22 protein-coding genes, 1 tRNA gene and 1 riboswitch are annotated in these 24083 nt (G+C 70.1%); all 23 genes read left to right on the forward strand.

Going from position 1 to position 24083, the window contains the following annotated elements:
• Positions 1 to 1568: DNA repair protein RecN (recN, locus tag G6028_RS02075; protein ID WP_182657898.1), on the forward strand; the 1568-nt coding region annotated here is incomplete at its 5' end.
• Positions 1569 to 1627: 59 nt separating this feature from the next.
• Positions 1628 to 2800, forward strand: coding sequence for a putative cytokinetic ring protein SteA (steA, locus tag G6028_RS02080; RefSeq protein WP_182610361.1), 1173 nt, complete (start codon positions 1628 to 1630; stop codon positions 2798 to 2800).
• Positions 2797 to 3729 carry a copper transporter gene (locus tag G6028_RS02085; protein WP_241730481.1) on the forward strand — a complete coding sequence of 311 codons (933 nt, stop codon included), beginning with the start codon at positions 2797 to 2799 and terminating at the stop codon, positions 3727 to 3729. The genes steA and G6028_RS02085 overlap by 4 nt, the downstream gene beginning before the upstream one ends.
• A 76-nt stretch (positions 3730 to 3805) precedes the next feature.
• On the forward strand, positions 3806 to 5617 hold the full coding sequence (locus G6028_RS02090) for a CTP synthase (RefSeq protein ID WP_182657899.1): 1812 nt from the start codon (positions 3806 to 3808) through the stop codon (positions 5615 to 5617).
• A 6-nt stretch (positions 5618 to 5623) separates the two neighbouring features.
• A complete protein-coding gene (locus tag G6028_RS02095) occupies positions 5624 to 6193 on the forward strand; it encodes an NUDIX domain-containing protein (protein ID WP_182657900.1) in 570 nt (189 codons plus the stop codon).
• A gap of 34 nt (positions 6194 to 6227) precedes the next feature.
• Complete coding sequence (locus G6028_RS02100; protein WP_182657901.1) at positions 6228 to 7178, forward strand: tyrosine recombinase; 951 nt, start codon at positions 6228 to 6230, stop codon at positions 7176 to 7178.
• Between the two features lie 75 nt (positions 7179 to 7253).
• The gene (locus tag G6028_RS02105) at positions 7254 to 8129 is read left to right on the forward strand and encodes a ParA family protein (RefSeq protein WP_182640715.1); all 876 of its coding nucleotides are present in this window, start codon (positions 7254 to 7256) and stop codon (positions 8127 to 8129) included.
• A gap of 8 nt (positions 8130 to 8137) precedes the next feature.
• Positions 8138 to 9001: a segregation and condensation protein A gene (locus G6028_RS02110; protein WP_422110514.1), complete on the forward strand. Its 864-nt coding sequence runs from the start codon at positions 8138 to 8140 to the stop codon at positions 8999 to 9001.
• Positions 8992 to 9696, forward strand: a complete 705-nt coding sequence (gene scpB, locus G6028_RS02115) for an SMC-Scp complex subunit ScpB (protein WP_182657902.1) — start codon at positions 8992 to 8994, stop codon at positions 9694 to 9696. The genes G6028_RS02110 and scpB overlap by 10 nt, the downstream gene beginning before the upstream one ends.
• A complete protein-coding gene (locus tag G6028_RS02120; RefSeq protein ID WP_422110515.1) occupies positions 9608 to 10462 on the forward strand; it encodes a pseudouridine synthase in 855 nt (284 codons plus the stop codon). The genes scpB and G6028_RS02120 overlap by 89 nt, the downstream gene beginning before the upstream one ends.
• Positions 10459 to 11193 (forward strand): (d)CMP kinase, encoded by a 735-nt coding sequence (gene cmk / locus G6028_RS02125; RefSeq protein ID WP_182657904.1) that lies wholly within the window; start codon positions 10459 to 10461, stop codon positions 11191 to 11193. Before G6028_RS02120 ends, cmk begins: the two co-directional genes overlap by 4 nt.
• Positions 11190 to 12647 carry a ribosome biogenesis GTPase Der gene (gene der / locus G6028_RS02130; RefSeq protein WP_182657905.1) on the forward strand — a complete coding sequence of 486 codons (1458 nt, stop codon included), beginning with the start codon at positions 11190 to 11192 and terminating at the stop codon, positions 12645 to 12647. The genes cmk and der overlap by 4 nt, the downstream gene beginning before the upstream one ends.
• Before the next feature lie 71 nt (positions 12648 to 12718).
• Positions 12719 to 12792 (forward strand) — tRNA-Pro (locus G6028_RS02135).
• Between the two features lie 372 nt (positions 12793 to 13164).
• A complete protein-coding gene (gene adhE, locus G6028_RS02140; protein ID WP_182657906.1) occupies positions 13165 to 15780 on the forward strand; it encodes a bifunctional acetaldehyde-CoA/alcohol dehydrogenase in 2616 nt (871 codons plus the stop codon).
• Positions 15770 to 16207, forward strand: coding sequence for an SRPBCC family protein (locus tag G6028_RS02145; protein ID WP_182657907.1), 438 nt, complete (start codon positions 15770 to 15772; stop codon positions 16205 to 16207). Before adhE ends, G6028_RS02145 begins: the two co-directional genes overlap by 11 nt.
• Positions 16208 to 16331: 124 nt before the next feature.
• On the forward strand, positions 16332 to 17471 hold the full coding sequence (locus tag G6028_RS02150) for a hypothetical protein (RefSeq protein ID WP_182657908.1): 1140 nt from the start codon (positions 16332 to 16334) through the stop codon (positions 17469 to 17471).
• 89 nt (positions 17472 to 17560) lie between these two features.
• Positions 17561 to 19858, forward strand: coding sequence for an accessory Sec system translocase SecA2 (gene secA2 / locus G6028_RS02155; protein WP_182657909.1), 2298 nt, complete (start codon positions 17561 to 17563; stop codon positions 19856 to 19858).
• Positions 19855 to 20619, forward strand: a complete 765-nt coding sequence (locus tag G6028_RS02160) for a CDP-alcohol phosphatidyltransferase family protein (protein WP_182657910.1) — start codon at positions 19855 to 19857, stop codon at positions 20617 to 20619. Before secA2 ends, G6028_RS02160 begins: the two co-directional genes overlap by 4 nt.
• 9 nt (positions 20620 to 20628) lie before the next feature.
• Positions 20629 to 21072 carry a glycine cleavage system protein GcvH gene (gene gcvH, locus G6028_RS02165; protein ID WP_182609311.1) on the forward strand — a complete coding sequence of 148 codons (444 nt, stop codon included), beginning with the start codon at positions 20629 to 20631 and terminating at the stop codon, positions 21070 to 21072.
• A gap of 121 nt (positions 21073 to 21193) precedes the next feature.
• Entirely contained in the window at positions 21194 to 21613 is a 420-nt protein-coding gene (gene odhI, locus G6028_RS02170) for an oxoglutarate dehydrogenase inhibitor Odhl (protein WP_182657921.1), read from the forward strand.
• Complete coding sequence (gene ftsR / locus G6028_RS02175; RefSeq protein WP_095718998.1) at positions 21610 to 22344, forward strand: transcriptional regulator FtsR; 735 nt, start codon at positions 21610 to 21612, stop codon at positions 22342 to 22344. Before odhI ends, ftsR begins: the two co-directional genes overlap by 4 nt.
• Positions 22345 to 22413: 69 nt before the next feature.
• A complete protein-coding gene (locus G6028_RS02180) occupies positions 22414 to 22914 on the forward strand; it encodes a bifunctional nuclease family protein (protein WP_182657922.1) in 501 nt (166 codons plus the stop codon).
• 252 nt (positions 22915 to 23166) lie between these two features.
• Positions 23167 to 23808: a MerR family transcriptional regulator gene (locus tag G6028_RS02185; protein ID WP_182657911.1), complete on the forward strand. Its 642-nt coding sequence runs from the start codon at positions 23167 to 23169 to the stop codon at positions 23806 to 23808.
• 33 nt (positions 23809 to 23841) lie between these two features.
• A riboswitch (glycine riboswitch) is annotated at positions 23842 to 23938 on the forward strand.
• The last annotated feature ends 145 nt before the right edge of the window (positions 23939 to 24083 follow it).

Here is a 24083-nt window from a genome sequence, read left to right on the forward strand (position 1 = left end):
ACAAGGCCGTGGTGGAGGGGCGGTTCGACCTGGCCGCCGCGGCGACGATGGCTTCCGAGGACAGAGACCAGCTCGACAGACTCCTCGAGGAGGCGGACGTTGAGCTCGACGAGGACGGGACGGTGATCGCGGCCCGCCGGGTCGGCGCCGACGGACGCTCCCGGGCCCGGTTGGGTGGTCGGTCGGTGCCCGCCGGCACCCTGGCCCGGTTCTGTTCCCCGGTACTCGCGGTCCACGGCCAGAACGACCAGCTCCGGCTCCTGCGTCCTGACCGGCAGCGCGAGGCGGTCGACTCCCACGGGGGCGAGCGGGCGCGGGTCGCACTCAGGGCGTACCGGGAGACCTTCCACCGGTGGCGTGAGGCCGAGAGGTCGCTGGCAGAGCGCACGGGGCGCGCCCGCGAGCTGGCCCGCGAGGCCGACCTGCTGCGCCACGGGCTCGACGAGATCGACGCCCTGGACCCCAGACCGGGGGAGGAGGCCGAGCTCGACGCGGTCATCCGGCGTCTCACCGACTCGGAGGAGTTGCGTGAGGTGGCCGGGCAGGCGCACGAGACCCTGACGGGAGACGGAGAGACCGCGGAGCCGGTCGTCAACGTCCTGGATCAATTGCGGCAGCGGCTCGCGGGGGCGGGGGACCCCGCCCTGGATCCCATCGCCACGAGTATCGACCAGGCCGTCGCCGCGCTGGGGGACGCCGCGACCGAGCTCGGCCTCTACCTGGCCGAACTCCCGGTGGACGCGGCCGACCTCGATGCGGCACTCGAGAGACGGCATGATCTCAGGGCGCTCACCCGGAAGTACGGGACCGACGTGGACGACGTGATCGAGTGGGCCGCGAAGGCGCGCATCCGCCTGTCCGAGGTGGACACCTCCGACTCCGCTGTGGCCGACCTCACGGCCACGGTCGCGAGGCTCGCCCTCGAGCTGGAGGAGCGGGGGGCCGAGCTCACCGCCATCCGCAGGGCGGCGGGGGAGGACCTGGCACGACGCGTCACCTCGGAGCTGGCCGAGCTGTCCATGGGCGGAGCCGGGCTGGTCGTCAGGGTCACCCCTGCCGGGGACGGCCTCGGCGCCGCGACGGAGTCCGGCCTGGACGACGTGGAACTGGCTCTCGACGGGCCGTCGGGGGTCGTCCCGTTGGGCCGGGGCGCCTCCGGCGGCGAGCTGTCCAGGGTGATGCTGGCCCTGGAGGTCGTCCTGGCGGAACGTTCCGGTGGCGGGACGTTGGTGTTCGACGAGGTGGACGCAGGAGTGGGTGGACGCGCCGCGCTGAGCATCGGCAAGCGTCTGGCCAGGTTGGCCAGGACCCACCAGGTGATCGCCGTGACCCACCTCGCGCAGGTCGCCGCGTACGCGGACACGCACCTCGTGATCCACAAGGCCGCGGACTCCACGGGTGGGGACGGTGTCGTGTCCGGTGTGCGCGCGGTCGACGACTCGGACAGGGTCATCGAACTCGCGCGGATGCTCGCCGGGATGGAGGACACCGACACCGGTCTCGCGCATGCTGAGGAGCTCCTCGGCAAGGCGCAGTCGGAGAAGTCTCAAGCTCAAGTCGACCGTTAATCCGACACGCCGAACCGACCTCCCTCGTCACTCGAATCACACGCGTGATACTCGGGCACATGAAGATGACGGGTCTGCTCAATCGCCGCTCCAACGATCTCGCCGGTGTGGTCGGTACCGTCCGCCAGGTCCGGGCGGGATCACCGGTCCCCCGCAAGCTCGGCTCCAAGGACGTCGCCGTGCTCGACCTCAACCGGACGTCGGCGGCCACCGCCCGCGCCGTCGTCGAGGCCGATGTCGCCGCCGTCGTCCACGTGCCGCGCCCCGGTGAGGAGATGCTGCCCCGTGCCGCGTTCCGGATCCTCGCCTCGTCGACCATCCCCGTCATCGAGGACGCGGACCTCGCCGAGGTCGAGGACGGGACCCGGGTCCGCATCGACGAGGGCGTGGTCTACTCGGTCAAGACCGAGGGCCAGCTGGCCACCGGCCGTGAGGTCGGCCCCGAGACCCTCCTCTCCGAGGTCCACGCCGCGGAGAACGGGTACGTCGAGTCCGCGCTGGCGCACCTGGCCAACGCCACGGAGTTCCTCAGCCTCGAGCACCAGTTGCTCCTCGACGGCGAGGGCCTTCCCGGGATCGACGTGGACTTCACCGGTCGCCACGTGGTGGTGGTGACCGGGGACCGGGCCTCGGAGGCGCAGCTCTCCGATCTCAAGCCCTTCATGAAGGAGTACCGACCGCTGGTCGTGGGTGTGGACGGGGGGGCCGAACTGCTGCGTGCGGCCCGGATCTCCGCCGACGTCGTGGTCGCGACCCCCACCGGGGTCTCCGACGAGGTGCTCACGGACGGCGCGGTCCTGGTCGTGCCGGCGGATCGCGACGGCAGGGCCGAGGGGCTCGAGCGGGTCACGGAGCTGGGCGTGGGGGCCACCACGTTCCCCGCCGCGGCGACCGCACGCGACATGGCCCTGCTGCTGGCCTTCCACGGCGGAGCCGAGATGATCGTGGTGACCGGCGACGACCGCGGACTCGAGAACGCGTTCGGCGCCTCCTCCGCACCGTCGTCGACCATGGTCGACACCGCCGTGTCGTCCCGCCTCGTCCACGCCGACGCGTGTGCGACTCTGTACCGCTCGCGAGGTGCCGGGATCGGGCTGGCCCTCGTGGTGCTCGCGGCGCTCATCGCGGTGGCCGCGGTGGTGGTCGCCCGCGACTCCGCCCAGGACCTGCTCATCTGGGCCATCGACGTATGGAACACCTTCGCCCTCTGGGTCCAGGGGCTCGTCCGTTGATCTCTCTGCGTCGCCACGTTCTCACGCTGGTCGCCGTGTTCCTGGCCCTGGGGCTGGGGGTGGTCCTGGGGTCGACGTCCGTGGCGACGTCGATCCGGGACGCGGTGGTCGACCGCGAGGAGACGACGGCGGCGCAACTCGAGTCGACCCGGGCCGAGTCGGCCGAACGGCGACTCGCCGTCGACCGGCTCGACGACATGGCCGGTGAGCTCGCCCGGCCGGTACTGGACGGCACCCTCGAGGATCGCCCCGTGCTGGTCGTGGTGGCCCCCGGGGCGTCCGACGAGGACGTCAGCGCCGCCGTCGACGTCATCGGTGCGGCCGGCGGCATCGCCGCAGGACGGGTGACACTCACCGACAAGGCCGTCGACCCGGATGCCGACGCCGAGGTCCAGGCACTCGTGGCCAACCTGCCGATCGGAGACGCACCGGCCACCGATGCGGACCTGGGGACCCAACTGGGCACCGCCGTGGGCCGTGCCGGGTTGCTGCGGACCGAGGACGCGGAACCACACCTCGACGACGACGACCGCGAGACGGTCCTCACCACCCTGTCGGACGCGGGACTCGTCGAGTTCGAACCCGGCACCCTGAGACCAGGTCAGCTGGCGCTGGTCGTCACAGGCCCCGGCGAGGCCGAGTCGACCGCGGTCCGGGTGGCCTCGTTCGCGCGGACCCTGGACCGCGAGGGCGCGGGAGCGGTCGTGTCGGCCGAACTCACGGGCGCTCAGGGGTACGACGCGGTCACCGTGCTGCGCTCCTCCGGCGAGGACGGTGTCTCGACCGTCGACTCCGCGGGCTCGGACTCCGGCCGGCTGGCCACGGGGCTCGCGCTGGCGGAGCAGCTCGCGCGGGGGCAGGGACACTACGGGCTGCGCCCGGATGCGACCGCGGCGGTGCCGTCGCTCCCCACCGCGCCCGCTCGGTGATAGCCTGAAGCCCCGTGGGGTGCACCGGAGCCACACCAGCATTCATCCATTCCGGCGTCTGGACACGGGAGTCCCCTTGGCACTGAACCGAGCCGCATCGCGGTCCGCGACCAAGCACATCTTCGTCACCGGTGGCGTGGCGTCGTCGCTGGGTAAGGGGCTCACCGCCTCCAGCCTGGGGCAGCTTCTGACCGCGCGCGGACTCCGCGTGACCATGCAGAAGCTGGACCCGTACATCAACGTGGACCCGGGGACGATGAACCCGTTCCAGCACGGGGAGGTGTTCGTCACCGAGGACGGTGCGGAGGCCGACCTCGACCTGGGGCACTACGAGCGCTTCCTCGACCGCGACCTGAGCGCCAACGCCAACGTCACGACCGGCCAGGTGTACTCGGCCGTCATCGCCAAGGAGCGTCGCGGCGAGTACCTCGGGGACACCGTCCAGGTGATCCCGCACATCACCGACGCGATCAAGGAACGCATCATCGCGATGGGCGCGCCCGATGAGCAGGGCCGCCGCCCCGACGTGGTGATCACCGAGGTCGGTGGCACGGTCGGCGACATCGAGTCCCAGCCCTTCCTGGAGGCCTGCCGGCAGGTCCGCCACGAGGTCGGACGCGAGAACATCTTCTTCCTCCACGTCTCACTGGTCCCGTACCTCGCACCGTCGGGTGAGCTCAAGACCAAGCCCACCCAGCACTCCGTGGCGGCGCTGCGGTCCATCGGTATCGTCCCGGACGGCCTCGTCCTGCGGTGCGACCGCGAGGTGCCGGACGGGCTCAAGTCCAAGATCGCGCTCATGTGCGACGTGGACCTCGAGGGCGTGGTCTCCACCCCCGACGCCCCGAGCATCTACGACATCCCGAAGGTGCTCTTCGGTGAGCATCTCGACACCCACGTCATCCGCAAGCTCAACCTGCCCTTCCGGGACGTCGACTGGACCGTGTGGGGTGAACTCCTCAAGCGAGTCCACGAACCGCGCGAGGAGGTCGAGATCGCCCTGGTGGGCAAGTACATCGACCTGCCCGACGCCTATCTGTCGGTGACCGAGGCCCTGCGCGCAGGCGGGTTCGCCCACCGGGCGAGGGTCAACATCCGGTGGGTGGAGTCCGATGCCTGTGCCACCGAGGCCGGCGCGCGGGAGGCCCTCCGGGGCGTCGACGGCATGCTGATCCCCGGCGGTTTCGGTATCCGTGGGATCGAGGGCAAGCTGGGCGCCATCTCGTGGTCGCGGAAGAACCGCATCCCGTTGCTCGGACTGTGTCTGGGCCTGCAGTGTTCGGTCATCGAGGCGGCCCGGTCGGTCGGGCTCGACGGGGCCTCGTCCAGTGAGTTCGAGCCGGACACCGAGCATCCGGTGATCTCCACGATGGCGGACCAGGTCGACGCGGTGGCCGGCAACGCCGATCTCGGCGGGACGATGCGCCTGGGTGCGTACCCGGCGGTGCTCACCAAGGGCTCGCTGGTGGCGGAGGCGTACGGCGCCACGGAGATCTCGGAACGGCACCGGCACAGGTTCGAGGTCAACAACGCCTACCGCGACAAGATCGCCGAGTCCGGTCTGCGGTTCTCCGGCACCTCGCCCGACGGTCACCTGGTGGAGTTCGTCGAGTACCCGCCGGAGCAGCACCCCTTCTTCGTGGCCACCCAGGCCCACCCCGAGTACAAATCGCGGCCGACACGCCCCCACCCGCTGTTCGCCGCGTTCATCAAGGCGGCCCTGGACTACGAGAACGAGATGCGGCTGCCGGTCGAGCCGTGGCGGGCCGATCAGTCGGGGGAGTCCGCTCACGCGACAGTCGCCGCGCCGGACGCCGAGACGTCCAGCGTGCGCGCCGATGACGTCGCCGCCGGGCTGACCTCCGACGTCCGCTCGGGCGGGAGCTGATCGCCGGTGTCGGATTCCGGTGCCCCCGGGTCGCACGAGTACCGCACCGTCGCCAGTCGGGAGGTCTTCGACGGCCGGATCGTCCGGCTGCGGGTGGACACCCTCACGATGCCGGGCGGGGGCACCGCCGACCGTGAGATCTGCGGTCACGACGACGCGGTCGCGGTGATCGCGCTCGATGACTCCGATCAGGTGACGCTCGTCCGCCAGTACCGCCACGCGGTGGGGGAGCGGCTCTGGGAGCTGCCGGCCGGGCTGTGCGACGTCGACGGCGAACGGCCGGTGGAGACCGCGCAGCGCGAACTGGTCGAGGAGACCGGTCTGGAGGCGAGATCCTGGGAACCGGTGATCTCGATCGTTCCGTCACCGGGGTTCTGTACCGAACGCGTCCACGTGTTCCTGGCCAGGGACCTGCGTGAGGTGACCCGGCCGGAGGCCCGGCACGAGGAGGCGGACATGGAGGTGGCCCGGATGCCGTTCTCCGAGGCCGTGGACGCGGTCCTGGACGGGCGCATCGTCAACGGCATCGCAGTGGCCGGGATCCTCGCCGCGCGCGCGTCGATCGCCGGGCGCTGACGGGGCGTCCCCCGATGACGCCGGCCGTACCGCGATGACCCGGTCGGACGGCGCCGCGGTCCAGATCCGCGGATACCTCGACCACCTCGCCGTCGAACAGGGGGCCTCCGCCCACACCCTGGCCGCCTACCGTCGTGACCTCGAGAAATACCGGCTGTACCTCGCGGAGTCGGGCGTCGGGGACCTCGGGGCGGTGACCGAGTCCCATGTCGAGGAGTTCCGGGCGCGGCTCGCCACCGCGGATCCGGACGCTGGTAGGAGGGCGCTCGCGCCCAGTTCGGTCGCCCGTGCCCTGGCTGCGGTCCGGGGACTGCACCGGTTCGCCACCAGGGACGGGGTGACCCGTGTCGACGCCGCGGCGGCCGTGACCCCGCCGCGGCCACCACGACGGCTGCCCAAGGCGCTACCCGTGGACCGGATCATCGCGGTGATCGAGGCCGCCGGCGGGACCGAGGTGGACACCGACCCCGCGCGATTACGGGACCGGGCGATGCTCGAACTCCTCTACGCGACCGGCGCGCGGGCGGCCGAGCTCGTGGGTCTCGACGTGGACGACCTCGACGGTCTCGACCTCCCCGGCGGGGGCACGGTGATCCTGCGCGGGAAGGGGGGCAAGGAGCGGGTGGTCCCGGTGGGGCGTCCTGCCTGCGATGCGGTCGGCGCCTACCTGGTGCGTGCCCGTCCCGCACTGGCGGTCCGAGGCGGCCCGGCGCTGTTCCTCAACGCCCGGGGCGGCCGCATCACCCGGCAGTCCCTGTGGAACGTGGTGTCGGTGTCCGCGGAGCGGGCGGCGGTCGGCCCCGACGTCTCGCCGCACTCCTTCCGACACTCCTTCGCGACCCACCTGTTGGACGGCGGGGCGGACATACGGGTGGTCCAGGAGCTGTTGGGGCACGCCTCGGTCACCACGACGCAGGTCTACACCCTCGTCACCGTCGACACGCTCCGCGAGGTCTGGGCCGAGTGCCACCCCCGGGCACGGTAACGTGACCGGGGACCGGCCTGAGCGCAGGTGACGACGAAGCGAGAGGAGACGCGGGTGGCGCAGGACTCTGGGACGATGGATCCCGCACTGTTCTCCCGCGCGGAACTCCTCGGCGCCGACGACCCGGCGGCGGGCGAGGGCTTCTCGGCCATCCCCGAACCGCAGCCGCTGACCTCCCACGGCCCCGCCATGGTGCTCTCGATGTGCAACCAGAAGGGCGGGGTCGGCAAGACCACCAGCACGATCAACCTGGCCGCCGCCCTCGCGGAGTACGGCCGCCGGGTCCTCGTGGTGGACCTCGACCCCCAGGGCGCGCTGTCCGCGGGCCTGGGCATCCCGCACCACCAACTCGACCTGACGGTCTACAACCTCCTGGTGGACACCACCGTGTCGACGGAGGAGGTGCTGGTCCGCACCCGGGTGGAGGGGGTGGACCTCATCCCCGCCAACATCGACCTGTCCGCCGCGGAGATCCAGCTGGTCAACGAGGTGGGGCGCGAACAGGCGCTGGGCCGTGCGCTGTACCCGGTGCTCGACCGCTACGACTACGTCCTGATCGACTGCCAGCCGTCACTGGGGCTGCTCACCGTCAACGCACTGGCCTGTTCGGACGGCGTGTTGATCCCGATGGAGTGCGAGTACTTCTCGCTGCGTGGGCTCGCCCTGTTGACGGACACCATCGACAAGGTCCGCGACCGGATCAACCCGCGTCTGCACCTGACCGGGATCCTGATCACGATGTTCGACCGCCGGACGGTCCACGCCCGCGACGTCCTCGGCCGCGTCGTCGAGGTGTTCGGTGACCAGGTCTTCGACACCCTCGTCACCCGTACGGTCCGCTTCCCGGAGACCACCGTCGCCGGCGAACCCATCACCACGTGGGCGCCCAGATCTGCAGGTGCGCAGGCCTACCGGGCGCTGGCTCGCGAGGTCATCCAGCGCGGCAGGTGAGCGGTCCGGTGACCGGGGTCGGGCACCCGCCGGGGGAGGGACCCGGCGAGGTAGACGCCGCCCAGGTTGATGCCACCGAGGTCGAAGACCCGCGCGCGTTCACCGTCCACCTGACCAACTTCACCGGCCCGTTCGACCTTCTCCTGAAGTTGATCGACTCGCGCCGTCTCGACGTGACCGAGGTCGCCATCCACTCGGTCACCGACGAGTTCATCGCGCACGCCCGCGAGCTGGGTCGGGAGGCGGGCCTCGAGGAGGTCACCGAGTTCCTGGTGGTGGCGGCCACGCTGCTCGACCTCAAGACCGCACGCCTCGTGCCGTCCGGTGAGGTCCAGGACCTGGAGGATCTGGCGCTGCTCCAGGCTCGGGACCTGCTCTTCGCCCGTCTCCTGCAGTTCCGGGCGTTCCGGCAGGTGGCCGAGTTGTTCGCCGAGCTCGACAGGACCGCCCGTCACTCCCACCCGCGGACGGCGGGTCCGGACGACGAGTTCCTGGACCTGCTGCCCGAGGTGGAGCTGGGCGTCGACGTCGAGCAGTTCGCCACCATCGCCGCCGTGGCGTTCCGACCCCGGCCGGTGGAGGAGGTGGGGGTCTCGCACGTCCACACCCCGGCCGTGTCCGTCCCCGAGCAGGCCGCCCGCGTCCTGGAGTTACTGAAGTTCCGGGGCCGGGACCAATGGGTCGACTTCCGGGAGCTGGTCTCCGGGTGCGGCGAATCCCTCGTCGTCGTCGCCAGGTTCCTCGCCCTGTTGGAGTTGTACAGGGCGCGCGCCGTGGCGCTCGCCCAGGACGAGGCGCTCGGTGACCTGTTGGTGAGTTGGACGGGCGAGGAGGCGGCTGAGGTGACGCGCGGGAGGGACGAATGGACGTGACGGAGGACGACGACGTGCGTGCGGTGGGACCGAACGGTGACGACGACGACGAGCTCGACGAGCCCGGGGCCCCGCCGCTGCGTGCCCGACTCGAGGCGCTTCTGCTGGTCGTGGACCAGCCGACCGCCGAGGGGTCGCTGGCAGCCGCGGCGGGCTCGACGCCCGCGGAGGTGGCGGCCGAGATGCGTGGGTGGCGGGATGACCTCACGGCGGTGGGCAGCGGGATCGACCTGAGGCGGACCGACGAGGGCTGGCGTCTCTACACCCGTCGAGAGTACGCACCGTACGTGGAGCGCCTACTCACCGACGGCACCCGGTCCACCCTCACCCGTGCGGCGCTGGAGACCCTGGCGGTGATCGCGTACCGCCAACCCGTCACCCGGGCGCGCGTGGCGGCCGTCCGCGGGGTCAACGTGGACGGCGTGATGCGGACCCTCGTGGCCCGCGGTCTGGCCGTGGAATGCGGCACCGACGCGGACACCGGGGGCATCCTGTATAGGACCACGGAGCTATTTCTGGAAAGATTGGGACTGACGTCGCTCGACGAGCTCCCGGACATCGCCCCGTTGCTGCCGGATGTCGACCTGGTCGACGAGATGAGCGACGATCCCGCGGAGGACCCGCGGATACCCCTGGGGCGGCGCAGGACCGCTGCGCCCGACCCCGCCCATGAACACCAGAACGAAGAGATGTGACGCACTCATGACTGAGTCCGCTGGCCGAGACGGCTCACCGGTCCGCCTCCAGAAGATCCTGGCGCAGGCCGGGATCGCCTCCCGCAGGGCCTCGGAGGACCTCATCGCCCGCGGGCGGGTGGAGGTCAACGGGAAGATCGTGCGCGAGATGGGCGTCAAGGTCGATCCCACCACCGCGGTGATCCGCGTGGACGGCACCCGGATCGTCCTCGACGACGACCTGGTCTACCTGGCGCTCAACAAGCCCCGCGGGTACCACACCACCATGTCCGACGAGATGGGCCGGCCCTGCGTGGGCGACCTGGTCGCCGACCGCGTCGACGCCGGACAGCGGCTCTTCCACGTAGGCCGCCTGGACGCCGACACCGAGGGGCTGCTGTTGGTGACGAACGACGGCGAGCTCTCGCACCGGCTGATGCACCCGTCCTACGAGGTGTCCAAGACCTACATGGCCACCGTGACGGGAGTCGTCGGCAAGGGCGTCGGCAAGAAGCTCCGCGACGGTGTGGAGCTCGAGGACGGCCCGGCCAAGGTCGACCAGTTCGCGATCGTCGACGTCCACGAGGGACGCTCGCTGGTCAAGGTCGTGCTCCACGAGGGGCGCAAGCACATCGTCCGCCGACTTCTCGACGAGGTCGGGTATCCCGTCGAGTCGCTGGTGCGGATCCGCTTCGGCGCCGTGGCACTGGGCGACCAGCGCGCGGGGAGCTTCCGCAAGCTCAACCGCAAAGAGGTCTCGGATCTCTACGCCGCGGTGGGCCTGTGAGCGCGCAGGCCGGACCCACCGGCGTCCCGCGGCGACGGATCGCGATCGACGGTCCCGCCGGCACCGGTAAGTCGACCCTCGCCCGGACGCTCGCCGAGCGGCTCGGCGGGGCGTACCTCGACACCGGTGCGATGTACCGGGTGGCGACGCTGCAGGTGTTGCGCGCCGGGATCGACCCGGAGGACGCCGCCGCGGTGATCGCCGCGTCCGCCGATCTGCCGATGGAGATCGGCACCGATGCGGGATCCGAGCGGATCCTGCTCGCCGGCGAGGACGTGAGCGACGAGATCCGCACCGCCCGCGTCACCGCGGGCGTCTCGGCGGTCTCCGCCGTACCGGAGGTCCGGGCCAATCTGGTCGGGCTCCAGCGTCGGCTGGCCTCCGGGGGCGGCACCGTCGTCCTCGAGGGCCGCGACATCGGCACGGTGGTGCTCCCCGACGCCGAGGTGAAGGTGTACCTCACCGCGAGCCCGGAGATCCGGGCCCGTCGCCGGACCGAGCAGGACCTCGCGGCCGGACGTGACGCCGACTACGACGAGGTGCTCGCCGCGGTGATCGAGCGTGACCGCAAGGACTCCACCCGCGCGGCGAGCCCGCTCCGGCCCGCCGAGGACGCGATCGTCATCGACACCTCAGACCTCACCCTCGACGAGGTGCTCGACCGGTTGGTCGCACTCGCGGAGGGCGCCGACGCGTCGCACGGCGACGCCGCAGAAGGGAACACACAGTGAGCAGCAACGAGGACTTCGACCTCCCCACGGGCCCGGTCGAGGAGACCGTCGAGGACGCCTGGAACGACGACACGGACTGGGACGCCGTGGCCGAGGAGTGGGCCGACGAGATCGGCGCCGAGGTCGACGGGGTGGAGATCCTGCCCACCGTCGCCATCGTGGGGCGCCCCAACGTGGGCAAGTCCACCCTGGTCAATCGGATCATCGGCCGTCGCGAAGCCGTGGTGGAGGATGTCCCCGGAGTGACCCGGGACCGCGTCTCCTACGAGGCCCTGTGGAACGGCCGCACTTTCATGGTTCAGGACACCGGCGGGTGGGAGCAGGACGCCAAGGGCATGCACCGCTCCATCGCGCAGCAGGCCGAGATCGCCATGGGCACCGCCGACCTCATCGTCCTGGTGTGCGACGGGAACGTGGGGATCACCTCCGCGGACGAGACCGTGGCCAAGAGCCTGCGCCGCTCGGACACCCCGGTGATCCTGGCGGTCAACAAGGTGGACAGTGAGAAGGCCGAGCTGCAGTCGGCGGAGTTCTGGGGGCTGGGCCTCGACCAGCCCTATGCCATCTCCGCCGCGCACGGCCGCGGCACCGCCGACCTGCTCGACGAGATCCTGCGCCAGCTGCCCTCCAAGGCCCGGATGCGTGAGGCGACCAACGCGCCCCGGCGCGTGGCGCTGGTCGGCAAACCCAACGTCGGCAAGTCGAGCCTGCTCAACAAGCTCACCGGCGAGGAGCGGTCGGTGGTCGACAACGTCGCCGGCACCACCGTCGATCCCGTGGACTCGTTCGTCGAACTCGGCGGCAAGACGTGGCGCTTCGTCGACACCGCCGGTCTGCGGCGGAAGGTCAACCAGGCGTACGGGCACGAGTACTACGCCTCGCTCCGCACCCGCGGTGCCATCGAGGCCGCCGAGGTCGTGGTGCTGCTGCTGGACGCCTCGGAACCGATCACGGAACAGGACCTGCGGGTCATCTCCATGGTCGCCGACGCCGGTCGGGCACTGGTGATCGCCTTCAACAAGTGGGACCTGGTGGACGAGGACCGCCGGTACGACCTGGACAAGGAGATCGACAGGGAGCTGTCCAAGATCCTCACGTGGGCCTACCGGGTGAACATCTCGGCCACCACGGGCCGCGCCCTGGCCAAGTTGGTGCCGGCGATGGAGGGTGCACTCGACTCCTGGGACAAGCGCATCCCCACGGGGCCCCTCAACACGTGGATGAGCGAGGTCGTGGCCGCCACCCCGCCGCCGATGCGGGGCGGGAAGCTGCCGCGGATCCGCTTCTGCACCCAGGCCACCACCCGGCCCCCCACGTTCGTGTTCTTCTCCACCGGATTCCTGGAGGCGGGTTACCGGCGATTCCTGGAGCGGCGGCTGCGCGAGACCTTCGGCTTCGACGGCTCTCCGGTCCGGGTGAACGTGCGCGTCAAGGAGCGTCGACAGCGCAAGTGACCAGGCGATTGGAGCGCTCCTACAGGCGTGCGCTAGTCTGATCCAGTCGCCGCGCGAGACGCGGTGGCGGGCGGGCTGTGGCGCAGCTTGGTAGCGCACTTGACTGGGGGTCAAGGGGTCGCAGGTTCGAATCCTGTCAGCCCGACACAACACACGAGCAGGGCGGTCTTCCACGAGGGAGACCGCCCTGTCTCATTTCTCGCCTCGGGGCAGCACGCCGGTGTCTAGATGGGGCGACGGATCACCGAGGAGTCCGGGGGAGACGTCCGGGTGCCGATGCGGGCCGGGGATCCGCGCGAGACCTAGTGCCGCGAGGCGGGACGTCCGGCGTCTCACCTCCGAGCGAGTCCAGCCCGGTGGGCACGGCGGCGGCTGCTCGTGGCGTGGCAGTGCTGCCCGGACGCCCGCACGAGGGGCTATCTGCTGATAGCGCCGTGATGTAGCTCACCTGAGAGTACGGTCGGGTCACCGAGGCGGCCGTAGGGTCAGTCGGTCGTCGCCGCCATGAGGAGGCTTCATGCCCGAGGTGACTCGCGATCCTGTCCCGGACTCCGGGGACTGGGCGGGCGTCGATCGTCCAGCGGTCGACGCCGCCGTCGCCGACGCCGTCGCGGCGGCCGAGGCGTTCCGTGCCCTCGACCAGCGGCAGGTCGACACCATCGTCGAGGCGATGTCGCGGGCGGGTATCCGGGCGGCAGGGGAGCTCGCCGCCACCGCGATCGAGGAGACCGGTTTCGGGGTGTTCGAGGACAAGGTGGTCAAGAACTACGTGGCCACCGAGTTCCTCTACGACTACCTCCGGGACAAGAGATCCGTCGGAGTGATCGAGGAGGACATCTCCCGCAACATCGAGCTCGTCGCCGAGCCGATCGGGGTTGTCCTGGCGATCACGCCGGTCACCAATCCGACCTCGACCGTCCTCTACAAGGCGATCGTCGCGGCCAAGACCCGCAACGCGGTCATCTTCCGCCCGTCGCCGATGGCCGTGCGGTCGTGTGAGCGGACCGTGGAGATCCTGCGCGAGGCGGCGGAGGCAGCCGGAATGCCGCCGGGCGCACTCCAGGTGCTCCCCGATGCCGCGCACGAGGTCACGCACTACCTGTTCACGCACCCCGGGATCGACTTCATCTGGGTGACCGGTGGGCAGAAGATCGTCGCCCTCGCCAACTCTGCCGGTAAACCCGCGCTGGGGGTGGGGCCCGGGAACGCGCCCATCTACCTGCACCGGACGGCAGACATCAAGGGCGCCGTCGTTGACATCCTCATCTCCAAGACGTTCGACGCGTCCGTCATCTGCCCCGCCGAACAGACCTGCATCATCGACGAGCCGATCTATGACGAGACGGTGGCCGAGTTCCGGCGGATGGGCGCGCACCTTCTCTCGGACGAGGAGGCCAGGGCACTGGCGGACTTCGCCTTCGGGTGCGGCGACAGGGTGAACGTGGAGGCGTTGGGCCAGCAGGCGCCCGAGTTGGCCGCGCGCGCGGGCATCACAGTTGATCCCGCAGTCAAGATCCTGCTGGCGGAACTGCCATCGGATCTGGAGGCACTCGCCGCCCACCCGTTGGTGCAGGAGAAGCTCATGCCGGTACTGGGTCTCGTCAGGTCTCCGGACTCGGCCCACGGCATCGACGCCGCCGTGCTCGTGACCGAGCACGGGGGACTCGGGCACACCTCGGCGATCTACGCGCGGGACTCCGATGTCATCGACGCGTACGGGCTGGCCGTCCGTACCGGGCGGATCCTCGTCAACGCCCCCACCGCGGTCGGCGCGCTCGGAGGTATCTACAACAACCTGACCCCCACCTTCTCCCTGGGGTGCGGCACGTGGGGAGGCTCGAGCACGACGGAGAACGTCAATTACATGCAGCTGCTCAACATCAAGACCGTCTCCCACCGACGCACCCCGCCCCAGTGGTTCCGTGTCCCGGCGAACACGTTCTTCAACGCGGGTGCGCTCGAGAACCTTCGCGAGGTGCCGTGCACCAGCGTGGTGGTGGTCACCGATGTGCTCAGCGAGCAGCGGGGGGTGGTCGACGAGGTGAGGCGGCACCTGCGGGTGGAGCGGCTGCGGGTGTTCAGCGAGGTGGAACCGGAGCCGGACGAGGCCACCATCCACCGAGGTGTCGACATGCTCCGGGAGGCCGGTCCGGACCTGCTCATCGCGATCGGCGGCGGCTCGGTGATAGACGCGGCCAAGGCGATCCGACTCTTCTACGAGCACCCGGAGGTCACCCTGGACAAGCTCGCCCTCCCGTTCCTCGATCCCCGTAAACGGATGGCGGACTATCCGCAGGAGCCCCACACCCTGCGGCTGGTGGCGGTCCCGACGACTTCCGGGACGGGATCGGAGGTGTCGCCCGCCGCGGTCATCACCGTGGGCGACCGCAAGGAGACCCTGGTCGACTACTCGCTGGTGCCGGACATGGCGATCGTCGATCCCATGCTCACGCTGTCCATGCCCCGCACCCTCACGGTCGACACGGGCGTGGACGCACTGACCCACGCGCTCGAAGCGGCGGCGTCGATCTTCGCCTCGCCCTATACCGACGCGTTCTGCGTGCAGGCCGCCCGGCTGATCTTCGACGCCCTCCCGCGGGCCTATGACCACCCGGACGATCTCGAGGCACGGACGGACATGTCCAACGCCGCCACCCTCGCCGGCCTCGCGTTCTCCAATGCGTTCGTCGGGGTCAACCACGCCCTCGCGCACGCGGTCGGCGCCCGGTTCGGCATCGCCCACGGTCGTGCCAACGGGATCTTCCTGCCGCACACTCTCAGATACAACGCGAGTCTGCCGAGCAAGTTCATGCCGGCACCGGGGTACTCGGCCTACATCGCGCCGGAGAAGTACGCCCAGCTCGGCCGCGTCGTGTTCGGCGGTCGCGAGCCCGAGGAGAGCCGGCGTCGGCTCTTCGACGGAGTCGACGCGCTCCTGCGCCGTCTGGAGATTCCCCGTACGCTCGCGGAACTCGACATCGCCGAGGACAGGTTCCTCGAGGCGCTGCCGGGACTGGCGATGACCGCCTTCCAGGACCTGAGCAATCGCACCAACCCGCGCATGCCGATGGTCGCCGAACTCACCGAGCTGCTCCGGCTCGGCTACTACGGGGAGGCCTCCGGTGCCCACTGACACCGCACACCGGACGGTCGAGATCGCCGCGCCACTGGCCACGGTCCTCGACACGATCCGCGACCTCGAGGGTCAGACGGAGTGGGTCCCCGAGATCCTCGAAGCCGAGGTCCTCGAGGTCTACGAGGACGACGGGCTGCCCGCCACCGCCAGGTTCAAGGCGTCGGCCACGGTCGGCACCGACGCCTACACCCTGACCTACGAGCACCGGGACGACGGGATGGACTGGTCGATGGTCGAAGGCCGCCTGCAGACCGGGCAGGAGGGGGTGTACGACCTGGTGGAAACCGGCCCGGAGTCGACCTCGGTCTCGTTCCGGCTCACCATCCACCACAACCTCCCCATCCCGGGACTCCTGCGCCGACGGGTGATCAGAGGACTCGTCGACAACACGGTCAACGGACTGAGAGAGCACCTCGAATCCTGACGGTGTGACCTGCGCCCCCCGATGGTGGCACCGGGGAACACGGGGCCGCAGCCTACAGTTGTAACCGGTGAGGCAGACCCGTGACACTTGACGCGCCCACGGGGCGCGGGGCGAGGAGAGGCGCATGGTTGACGAGCGCACGCCGCAGACGGCCCGGGAGGGGATCGTGTCGGACGTCGACCGGATGTGTCGGGGAGTCGGTGCGGCTCCGGTCGCGGAGCTGTCCGACCGTGCCGCGCTCCTGGTCGCCTGCGGGCTGGTCGAACCGCGGATCGTCGACGTGGTGCTGGCACGCCTCCACCGCAACCTCCCCTTCCCGTCCGTCGGCGGTTTCCACCAGGTGCGGATCATCGAGGAACAACGCCACGACCTCAGGCGCATCCTCGGCACCCCGGTCCCGTCAGTTCTCCGCGTGGCGCTGCGCACGCGCCTGGCAGACCTCGACCGGAAGTACCTCGTCCTGCGCACCGGTTTCACCCGAGGCGCGGGTGTGTTCGCGTTCCGGATCAAGGACATCCGGGTCGACCGGAGGCGCGGCGTCCATCTGGACACCGACGACCGGGGTCGGCTGTTCGACGCCCTCGCCTCCACCCCCACGATGGCGCCGGTGCCGATGGTGCCCAGGACCATCACCGAGCTGGGGACAGTGGCGGCCGCCTACGGGCAGCGCGAGATGGGGCGGGTGGTCCTGCCGCACCGTGTCCAGGCAGTGGTGGAGTCGTTGCCCTCGCTCCCACGGATCCGGGCGGACAACCGCCGACTCCCCGAGATGTACACCGCGCTGCTCATGGAGGTCGGCGGTCTGTACGACCGACTCATCCGGGCCTACGTCCGCGGCGGGCGGTCGGTGGAGGAGATCCGGTTGCAGTTCGACGCGGAGACCGAGGTGGTGGGGCTCGCCGGAGACCTCTGCCGGCTGCGGGAGACGGCGGCGACGCCGGGTGTCCCGCCCGCGCGTGACGGGTTCACCACCCTGACCGGTATGGGTGCGGCGATCGACGAGGTCTGGGCCGAGGTGGTCGAGCGGGCGGTCGCGTTCCGCGAACTGGTGGAGTCGGTGGAGACCCGCGCCGACGCCGCGGTGTCGGAGGCCGCGCGGCTCGACGACATCGCCCGCGAGCACGGTGTGAGGCCTCCGTCGACCGTGCACGCGCCCAGTCCCGCCGACCTCACGGCCGAGCACCTGGCCGCACGCGCCGGTGACCGGATGCTCTCCACCGAGGCCATGCGCAGGCTGCGCGGACAGATCGACCCTGAGCGCTGACGCAGAGACCAGCGGGGTGCGCCGCCGACCCCGTCAGCCCCTGCGTACGGTGGCATCAACTGTTCTGTAGACCGGGAAGGACTCCACGCGTGGGATTCGCCAACCGCTTCTGGAAGCTGATGGGCTCCACCCAGGGCCGGGACACCTCGCGCGCGCAGAGTGCGGTCGAGGCGTCCCACGGCTTCGACGACTGGGCCTCGGGAATGGAGGACACCGAGTTCGCGGACGCCGCCCACGATCTGCAGCTCTTCGGCGAGTCCCCCGAGGACCTCGCACGATTCCTCGCCCTGGCCCGGGAGGCCGCGTCCCGGGCCGTCGGACTGAGGCCGTTCGACGTCCAGCTCCAGGGCGCACTGAGGATGTTCGCGGGGGACGTGGTGGAGATGGCGACCGGAGAGGGCAAGACCCTCTCTGGTGCGGTCGCGGCGGCCGGGTACGCACTCCAGGGGCACACCGTCCACGTGATCTCCGTCAACGACTACCTCGCGGCCCGTGACGCGCGGTGGATGGGGCCGATGTTCGAGCTCCTGGGGCTGACGGTGGGTCATGTCACCGAGTCGTCGACGCGCGAGGAACGTCGCGGTGCCTACGCCTGCGACATCACCTACGGGTCCGTCTCCGAGATCGGTTTCGACGTCCTGCGGGAGCAACTGGTCACCGATCCGGCGGACCTCATCGCGCCCACGACCGACGTCGCCCTGGTCGACGAGGCGGACTCGGTGCTCGTAGACGAGGCGTTGGTCCCCCTGGTCCTCGCCGGGTCCACCTCCGGCGAGGCGCCCACGGGGGAGATCCTCTCCGCGGTCCGGAAGCTGCGAGCGGGCCGTCACTACGAGACCGACTCCGAGCGGCGCAACATCTTCCTGACGGACGACGGTGCCGAGGCGATCGAGGGCGAACTGGGGATCGGGGACCTCTACGACGCGGAGCATGTCGCCACGACGCTGGTCCAGGTCAATGTCGCCCTACACGCCTGTTTCCTGCTGAGGCGGGACGTGGACTACATCGTCCGTGACGGGCGGGTCCAGCTGATCAACGCCTCGCGGGGTCGCGTCGCCGAACTGCAACGGTGGCCGGACGGACTGCAGGCGGCGGTCGAGGCCAAGGAGGGGGTCGCGGTCTCGGAGGCCGGTCAGATCCTCGACAGCATCACGGTCCAGGCGTTCATCGGCCGATACGACCGCGTGTGCGGAATGACGGGAACGGCCCTCGCGGCCGGGGCGCAGCTGCGCGAGTTCTACTCACTGGGCGTGTCCCAGATCGACCCGAACACCCCCTGCGTCCGGGTCGACGAGGCCGATCGAACGTATATCGACGTCGACAGCAAGACCCGCGCCGTCGTCGAGCACATCGCCGCCGTCCACTCGACCGGCCAGCCGGTGCTCGTGGGTACCCACGACGTCGCGGAGTCGGAGGAACTCGCCGCACGACTGTCCGAGAAGGGCGTGGAGTGCGTGGTGCTCAACGCCAAGAACGACGAGGAGGAGGCGGCCATCATCGCCGAGGCGGGGGACGTGGGCAACGTCACCGTCTCCACCCAGATGGCGGGCCGCGGCACGGACATCAGACTGGGTGGGTCCGACGAATCCCGCCGCGACGAGGTCGTCGAACTCGGTGGACTGCACGTGGTGGGGACCGGGCGGCACCGGACGGAGAGGCTCGACAACCAGCTGCGCGGGCGCGCCGGACGCCAGGGAGACCCCGGAAGTTCGGTGTTCTTCGCCGCGATGGACGACCCGGTCGTGACCTCGGCCCTGGAACCCGAGAAGATCCCCACCGCGCACGACAGGATCAGCGGGCTGCTCAAGGGCAACCGTGGCCGGGACGCGGTCGACCACGCCCAGCGTGTCACCGAGGGCCAGATGCTCGCGATCCACTCCAACACCTGGCGGTACAGCCGACTCCTCGCCGAGCAACGCGCCATCCTCGCCGAGCGTAGGGCGGCCCTGTTGGTCACGGAGAAGGCGTTCGAGGAACTCACCGCGCACGATCCCGGGCGCAGCGCCGAACTCGTGGAGACGCACGGCCGTGACGCCGTGGTGCAGGGGTGCCGGGACATCATGCTGTGGCACCTCGACCGGGGCTGGGCCCGTCACCTGGAGACGATGAACGACGTCCGCGAGTCCATCCACCTCAGGGCCCTGGGGCGGGAGAACCCCCTCGACGAGTTCCACAGGATCGCGATCGATCACTTCAGGGACCTCGCCTCGGACGCGGTCCGGGAGTCCGAGACCACGTTCGCCGAGATCGAGTTCACCGATTCGGGGGTGGATCTGGTGGCCAACGCGATGGCGCGGCCCACCTCGACGTGGACGTACATGGTCCACGACAACCCGATGGCGGCGGGTGGCAACGTCTTCTCCGGGATGATGTCGACCTTCCGATGAGCGCGGCGCGGGAGGGAAGGCGTGAGACCGATCTGCGCGAATGGCGGACCGGCGAGGGCAAGGTTCTCGGTGCGCGCATCCCGCAACCGCGCGACGGGCACCTCTCCGCCGCGGTGCCACCCGGTCTCGGGTACGAACCGCCGCCGCGTGACCCCCAGGTCAGCGACAGATTCTGGACGCTCCCCAACGTCATCTCGCTGGCGCGCATCGCGCTGATCCCGGTGCTCGTGGTGAGCATCCTGGTCTGGGACGACCCGCCGCTGGCGCTGTGGCTCCTCGGCGCGTTGGTCGTCTCCGACTGGCTCGACGGCAAGATCGCACGACTGTGGAACATGCGGTCCACCTGGGGCGAGCGTCTCGACCCCCTCGCCGACCGCATCCTGGTGGCCGCTGTGCCCGTGGCCTTCGCCGTCGCCGGGTACATCCCTGTCTGGGTCGTGGCGATCCTCCTGGTCAGGGACGCGCTGTTGGTGGGGACCGTCCCCGTGTACCGCCGGAGAGGGATCGAACCGGAGGTCACCTACCTGGGCAAAGCCGCCACGTTCGCGCTGTTCTGGTCCCTTCCCCTGCTCCTCGCCGGGTTCGCGGGAGTCCCCGGCGGGGAGGGTTTCCTGATCCTCGGAGAGGCGTGCCTGTACTGGGGTGTGGGCCTCTACTCCTGGAGCGGGTCGATCTACCTGTGGCAGGCCTGGAGGATCGCGCGGTCCGTCCCCCCGCGCCGTCCCGGATCTACTGCAGTGGGGCCGTCCGGCGGTGTGTAATGTCGCCAGATGTACACGCCAAGTGAGCCACGCGAGAAGGGCACGTCAGTGAGTGACCAGAACATCCCCGACCAGCTCCGGTACACCGACGAGCACGAGTGGGTGGAGCGGGTGTCCGACACCCGAGTTCGCATCGGCATCACCGAGTACGCGCAGTCCAAGCTGGGGGACATCGTGTTCGTCCAGCTCCCGGACGTGGGCGGGGAGACCGAGTCGGGTGAGCCGTTCGGCGAGGTCGAGTCGCCCAAGAGCGTCTCCGACCTGTACGCGCCGCTCAGCGGGAAGGTCGTCGAGGTCAACACCGCCCTCGAGACCTCTCCCGAGCTGGTCAACTCCGATCCGTACGGTGAGGGGTGGATCGTCGTCCTCGAGATCCCGGACGTCGACGATCTGGAGACGCAGCTCGAGCAGACGCTGGACTCGGACGGATACGCCAAGATCACGGAGGGCTGAGGGGTAGGGACCGCCCCCGGCCCCGCGCCCGGGCGGTCCGACATAGAATCGCAGGCACCGCATGGTGAGCCCCACGCCCGGGCTCGGACGAGGAGAGACGAACGTGACCGAGAACAAGAACATGCCCGAGGCGACCGCCGAGACCACCTCGGTGTTCCGCGCGGAGCTTCTCAACGAGTCCGATCAGCAGGCGGCTCAGTCCGAGCCCACCGTCACCGGTGTCGAGGGACTGCCCGAGGGGCAGGCGCTCCTGGTGGTCAAGCGAGGGCCCAACGCGGGCTCCCGTTTTCTCCTGGACCAGGCAACCACGTCGGCCGGCCGTCATCCGGACAGCGACATCTTTCTCGATGACGTCACCGTGAGTCGTCGTCACGCGGAGTTCCGGAGCGAGGGCGGTACCTTCAACGTCGTCGACGTCGGATCCCTGAACGGGACGTACGTCAACCGTGAGCCCGTGGACTCCGCCTCGCTGTCGAACGGCGACGAGGTGCAGATCGGCAAGTTCCGCCTCGTCTTCCTGACGGGTACGCCCGGGCAGTGACAGCCGCCGGACACGGCGCCACCGAGGAGGGACACCTCTCCATCGGCGGCGTCATCGCACTCCTGAGTCCGGAGTTCCCGGACCTCACGGTGTCGAAGGTCCGGTTCCTCGAGAACGAAGGACTGGTCACCCCCGAGCGGACCGCCAGCGGGTACCGCCGGTTCAGCGTCGGGGATCGTGAGCGGCTGCGCTATGTCCTCACGGCGCAGCGCGACCGGTACCTGCCGCTCAAGGTGATCCGCGAGGAGTTGGAGGCACTCGACTCCGCGATCGCGGACGGGTCCACCACCGCCCTGCTCCCGCGCCCCGGTGGGGACGGTGTCCCGGGGTCGACCCCGGACGATTTCCGCAGCGACACCGTCCTGCGACTCACCCGTGAGGACGTGGTCGAGCAGTCGGGGGTGGACGCGGAGCTCGTCGGTTCCCTCGTGGATGCCGGGCTCATCGTGGCCGGCCCCGGTGGCTTCTTCGACCCCGAGGCGGTCCTGGTCGCGCGGACGGCGCACGACCTCGCCGGCCACGGCGTGGACGTTCGTCATCTGCGGGGCTTCCGGACGGCCGCCGACCGGCAGACGGGCCTCATCACCCAGATCGCCGGCCCGGTGGCACGGCAGGGCGACGCGGATGCACGGGATCGCGCGGCCGAGTTGGCCCGGGAGATCGCCGCGCTGTCGGTGGCTCTGCACTCCACGCTCGTCACCGTGGCCGTCCGGCACGCGCTGGAGTCCTGACGCACGCGCCCCGGGACGGATCGGGGCTAGGCTGGACCCGTGGGAGAGGCGGAGGACATGGGAAAGAACATGCGAGAGGTGAGCGTCGTCGGCATCCGTTTCGAGGAGCCGGAGTACGCACCAGTACTGATCCTGCACGAGAAGGACGGTGGGCGGTACGTCCCGATCTGGATCGGGGCGTCCGAGGCCGCCGCGATCAGTCTCCGACAGCAGGGCGTGCAGCCGGGGAGGCCGCTGACCCACGATCTCGTGGCGACGCTCCTCGAGACCTTCGCCCACCCACTCGAGCAGGTCGAGATCGTGGGGGTGTCCGAGGGGACGTTCATCGCGGAGCTCGTCTTCGAGGGCACGCGGATCTCCGCCCGACCGTCGGACGCCGTCGCCGTCGCACTGAGGACCTCGTCCCCGGTCCTGGTCAGCCGTGAGGTTCTCGACGAGGTCGGGATCTCGCTGGTGGAGCAGGGCGAGGAGGAGGTGGAGGCGTTCCGCGAGTTCCTCGACCAGGTGAGCCCGGACGACTTCCTCGGCGGCGGAGACGCGCCGCAGGAGCCCGGCGGCCCCACGCCCTGAGCGCTGCGACCAGGTATTTCCGCCTCCACAGGAGTCACTCCAGCACCAGTGCGCAGGTCGCGGCCAGGTCTCAAGTTCAACTTGAGGTTGAGGTTTACCGCGTGTCCTATTGATCGCGGACCCTCACGGGCCTAGCGTTGCTCCCAGTGAACTACACCGATGGTGTTCACGCGTTCGAGGATCCGGACTCGACAGAGTCCGGCACCGTGTCCCCGCGACAGCGGCGGCACCCCACAGCTTGAGGGAGCAATCGTGGCCGACCACACCCGGGATCCGGAGTCGTCCTCCACCGGTACGCACACGGAGGGTCTCTTCGGAGGCGACGTCGAGGCCACCCAGGCCACGTTCGACGAGGTGCAACCGGGACTGTTCCCCGACGACGGCATCCCGGACGGCACGAGTGGATACCGCGTGCCGATCGCCTGCCAGATCGCCGGCATCACCTACCGGCAACTCGACTACTGGGCCCGGACCGATCTGGTGGTGCCGTCGATCCGCAACGCCGCCGGGTCCGGCAGCCAGCGCCTGTACTCGTTCAAGGACATCCTCGTCCTCAAGATCGTCAAGCAACTGCTGGACACCGGGATCTCGCTGCAGAACATCCGGAAGGCCGTGGACCAGATCCGGTCCCGGGGAGTGAAGGACCTGGCCACCATCACCCTCTTCTCCGACGGTCGCACGGTGTTCGAGTGCACCTCGAAGGAGGAGGTCTTCGACCTCCTCCAGGGTGGTCAGGGAGTCTTCGGTATCGGGATCGGTGGTGCGATGCGGGAGCTCGCGGGGTCGATCTCCGAGTTCCCCGCCGAGACCGTGTCGCCCGAGGACGTCATCGAGCCCCTCGAGGACGAGTTGGCGGCCCGTCGGCGCGCCCGCGCCTCGCGGCGTACGGGCTGATCGAGGGAGTCGTCTAGACTCGGCGGTGCGTTCACGCGACTCACGGGAGAGTCCCGCGGTATCCACCGCGGGCGCCGAAGGAGCAACTCCTCTCCGAGAATCTCTCAGGCACCCGGACCGTGTAGTCGTCGAACGCCTCTGGAGAGCGGTGGAACAGACCACCCGCCCACGGGGAAAGCGCGGCCCGCAGGCGGGCCCCGTGAATCTCTCAGGCGCCGGCGTCAGCCGGTTGGGGACAGAGCGGAGAGGGTAGCACCGGCCCGCAGGCCGCCCGT

The organism is Dietzia cercidiphylli, assembly GCF_014145145.1.
GTDB lineage: Bacteria > Actinomycetota > Actinomycetes > Mycobacteriales > Mycobacteriaceae > Dietzia > Dietzia natronolimnaea.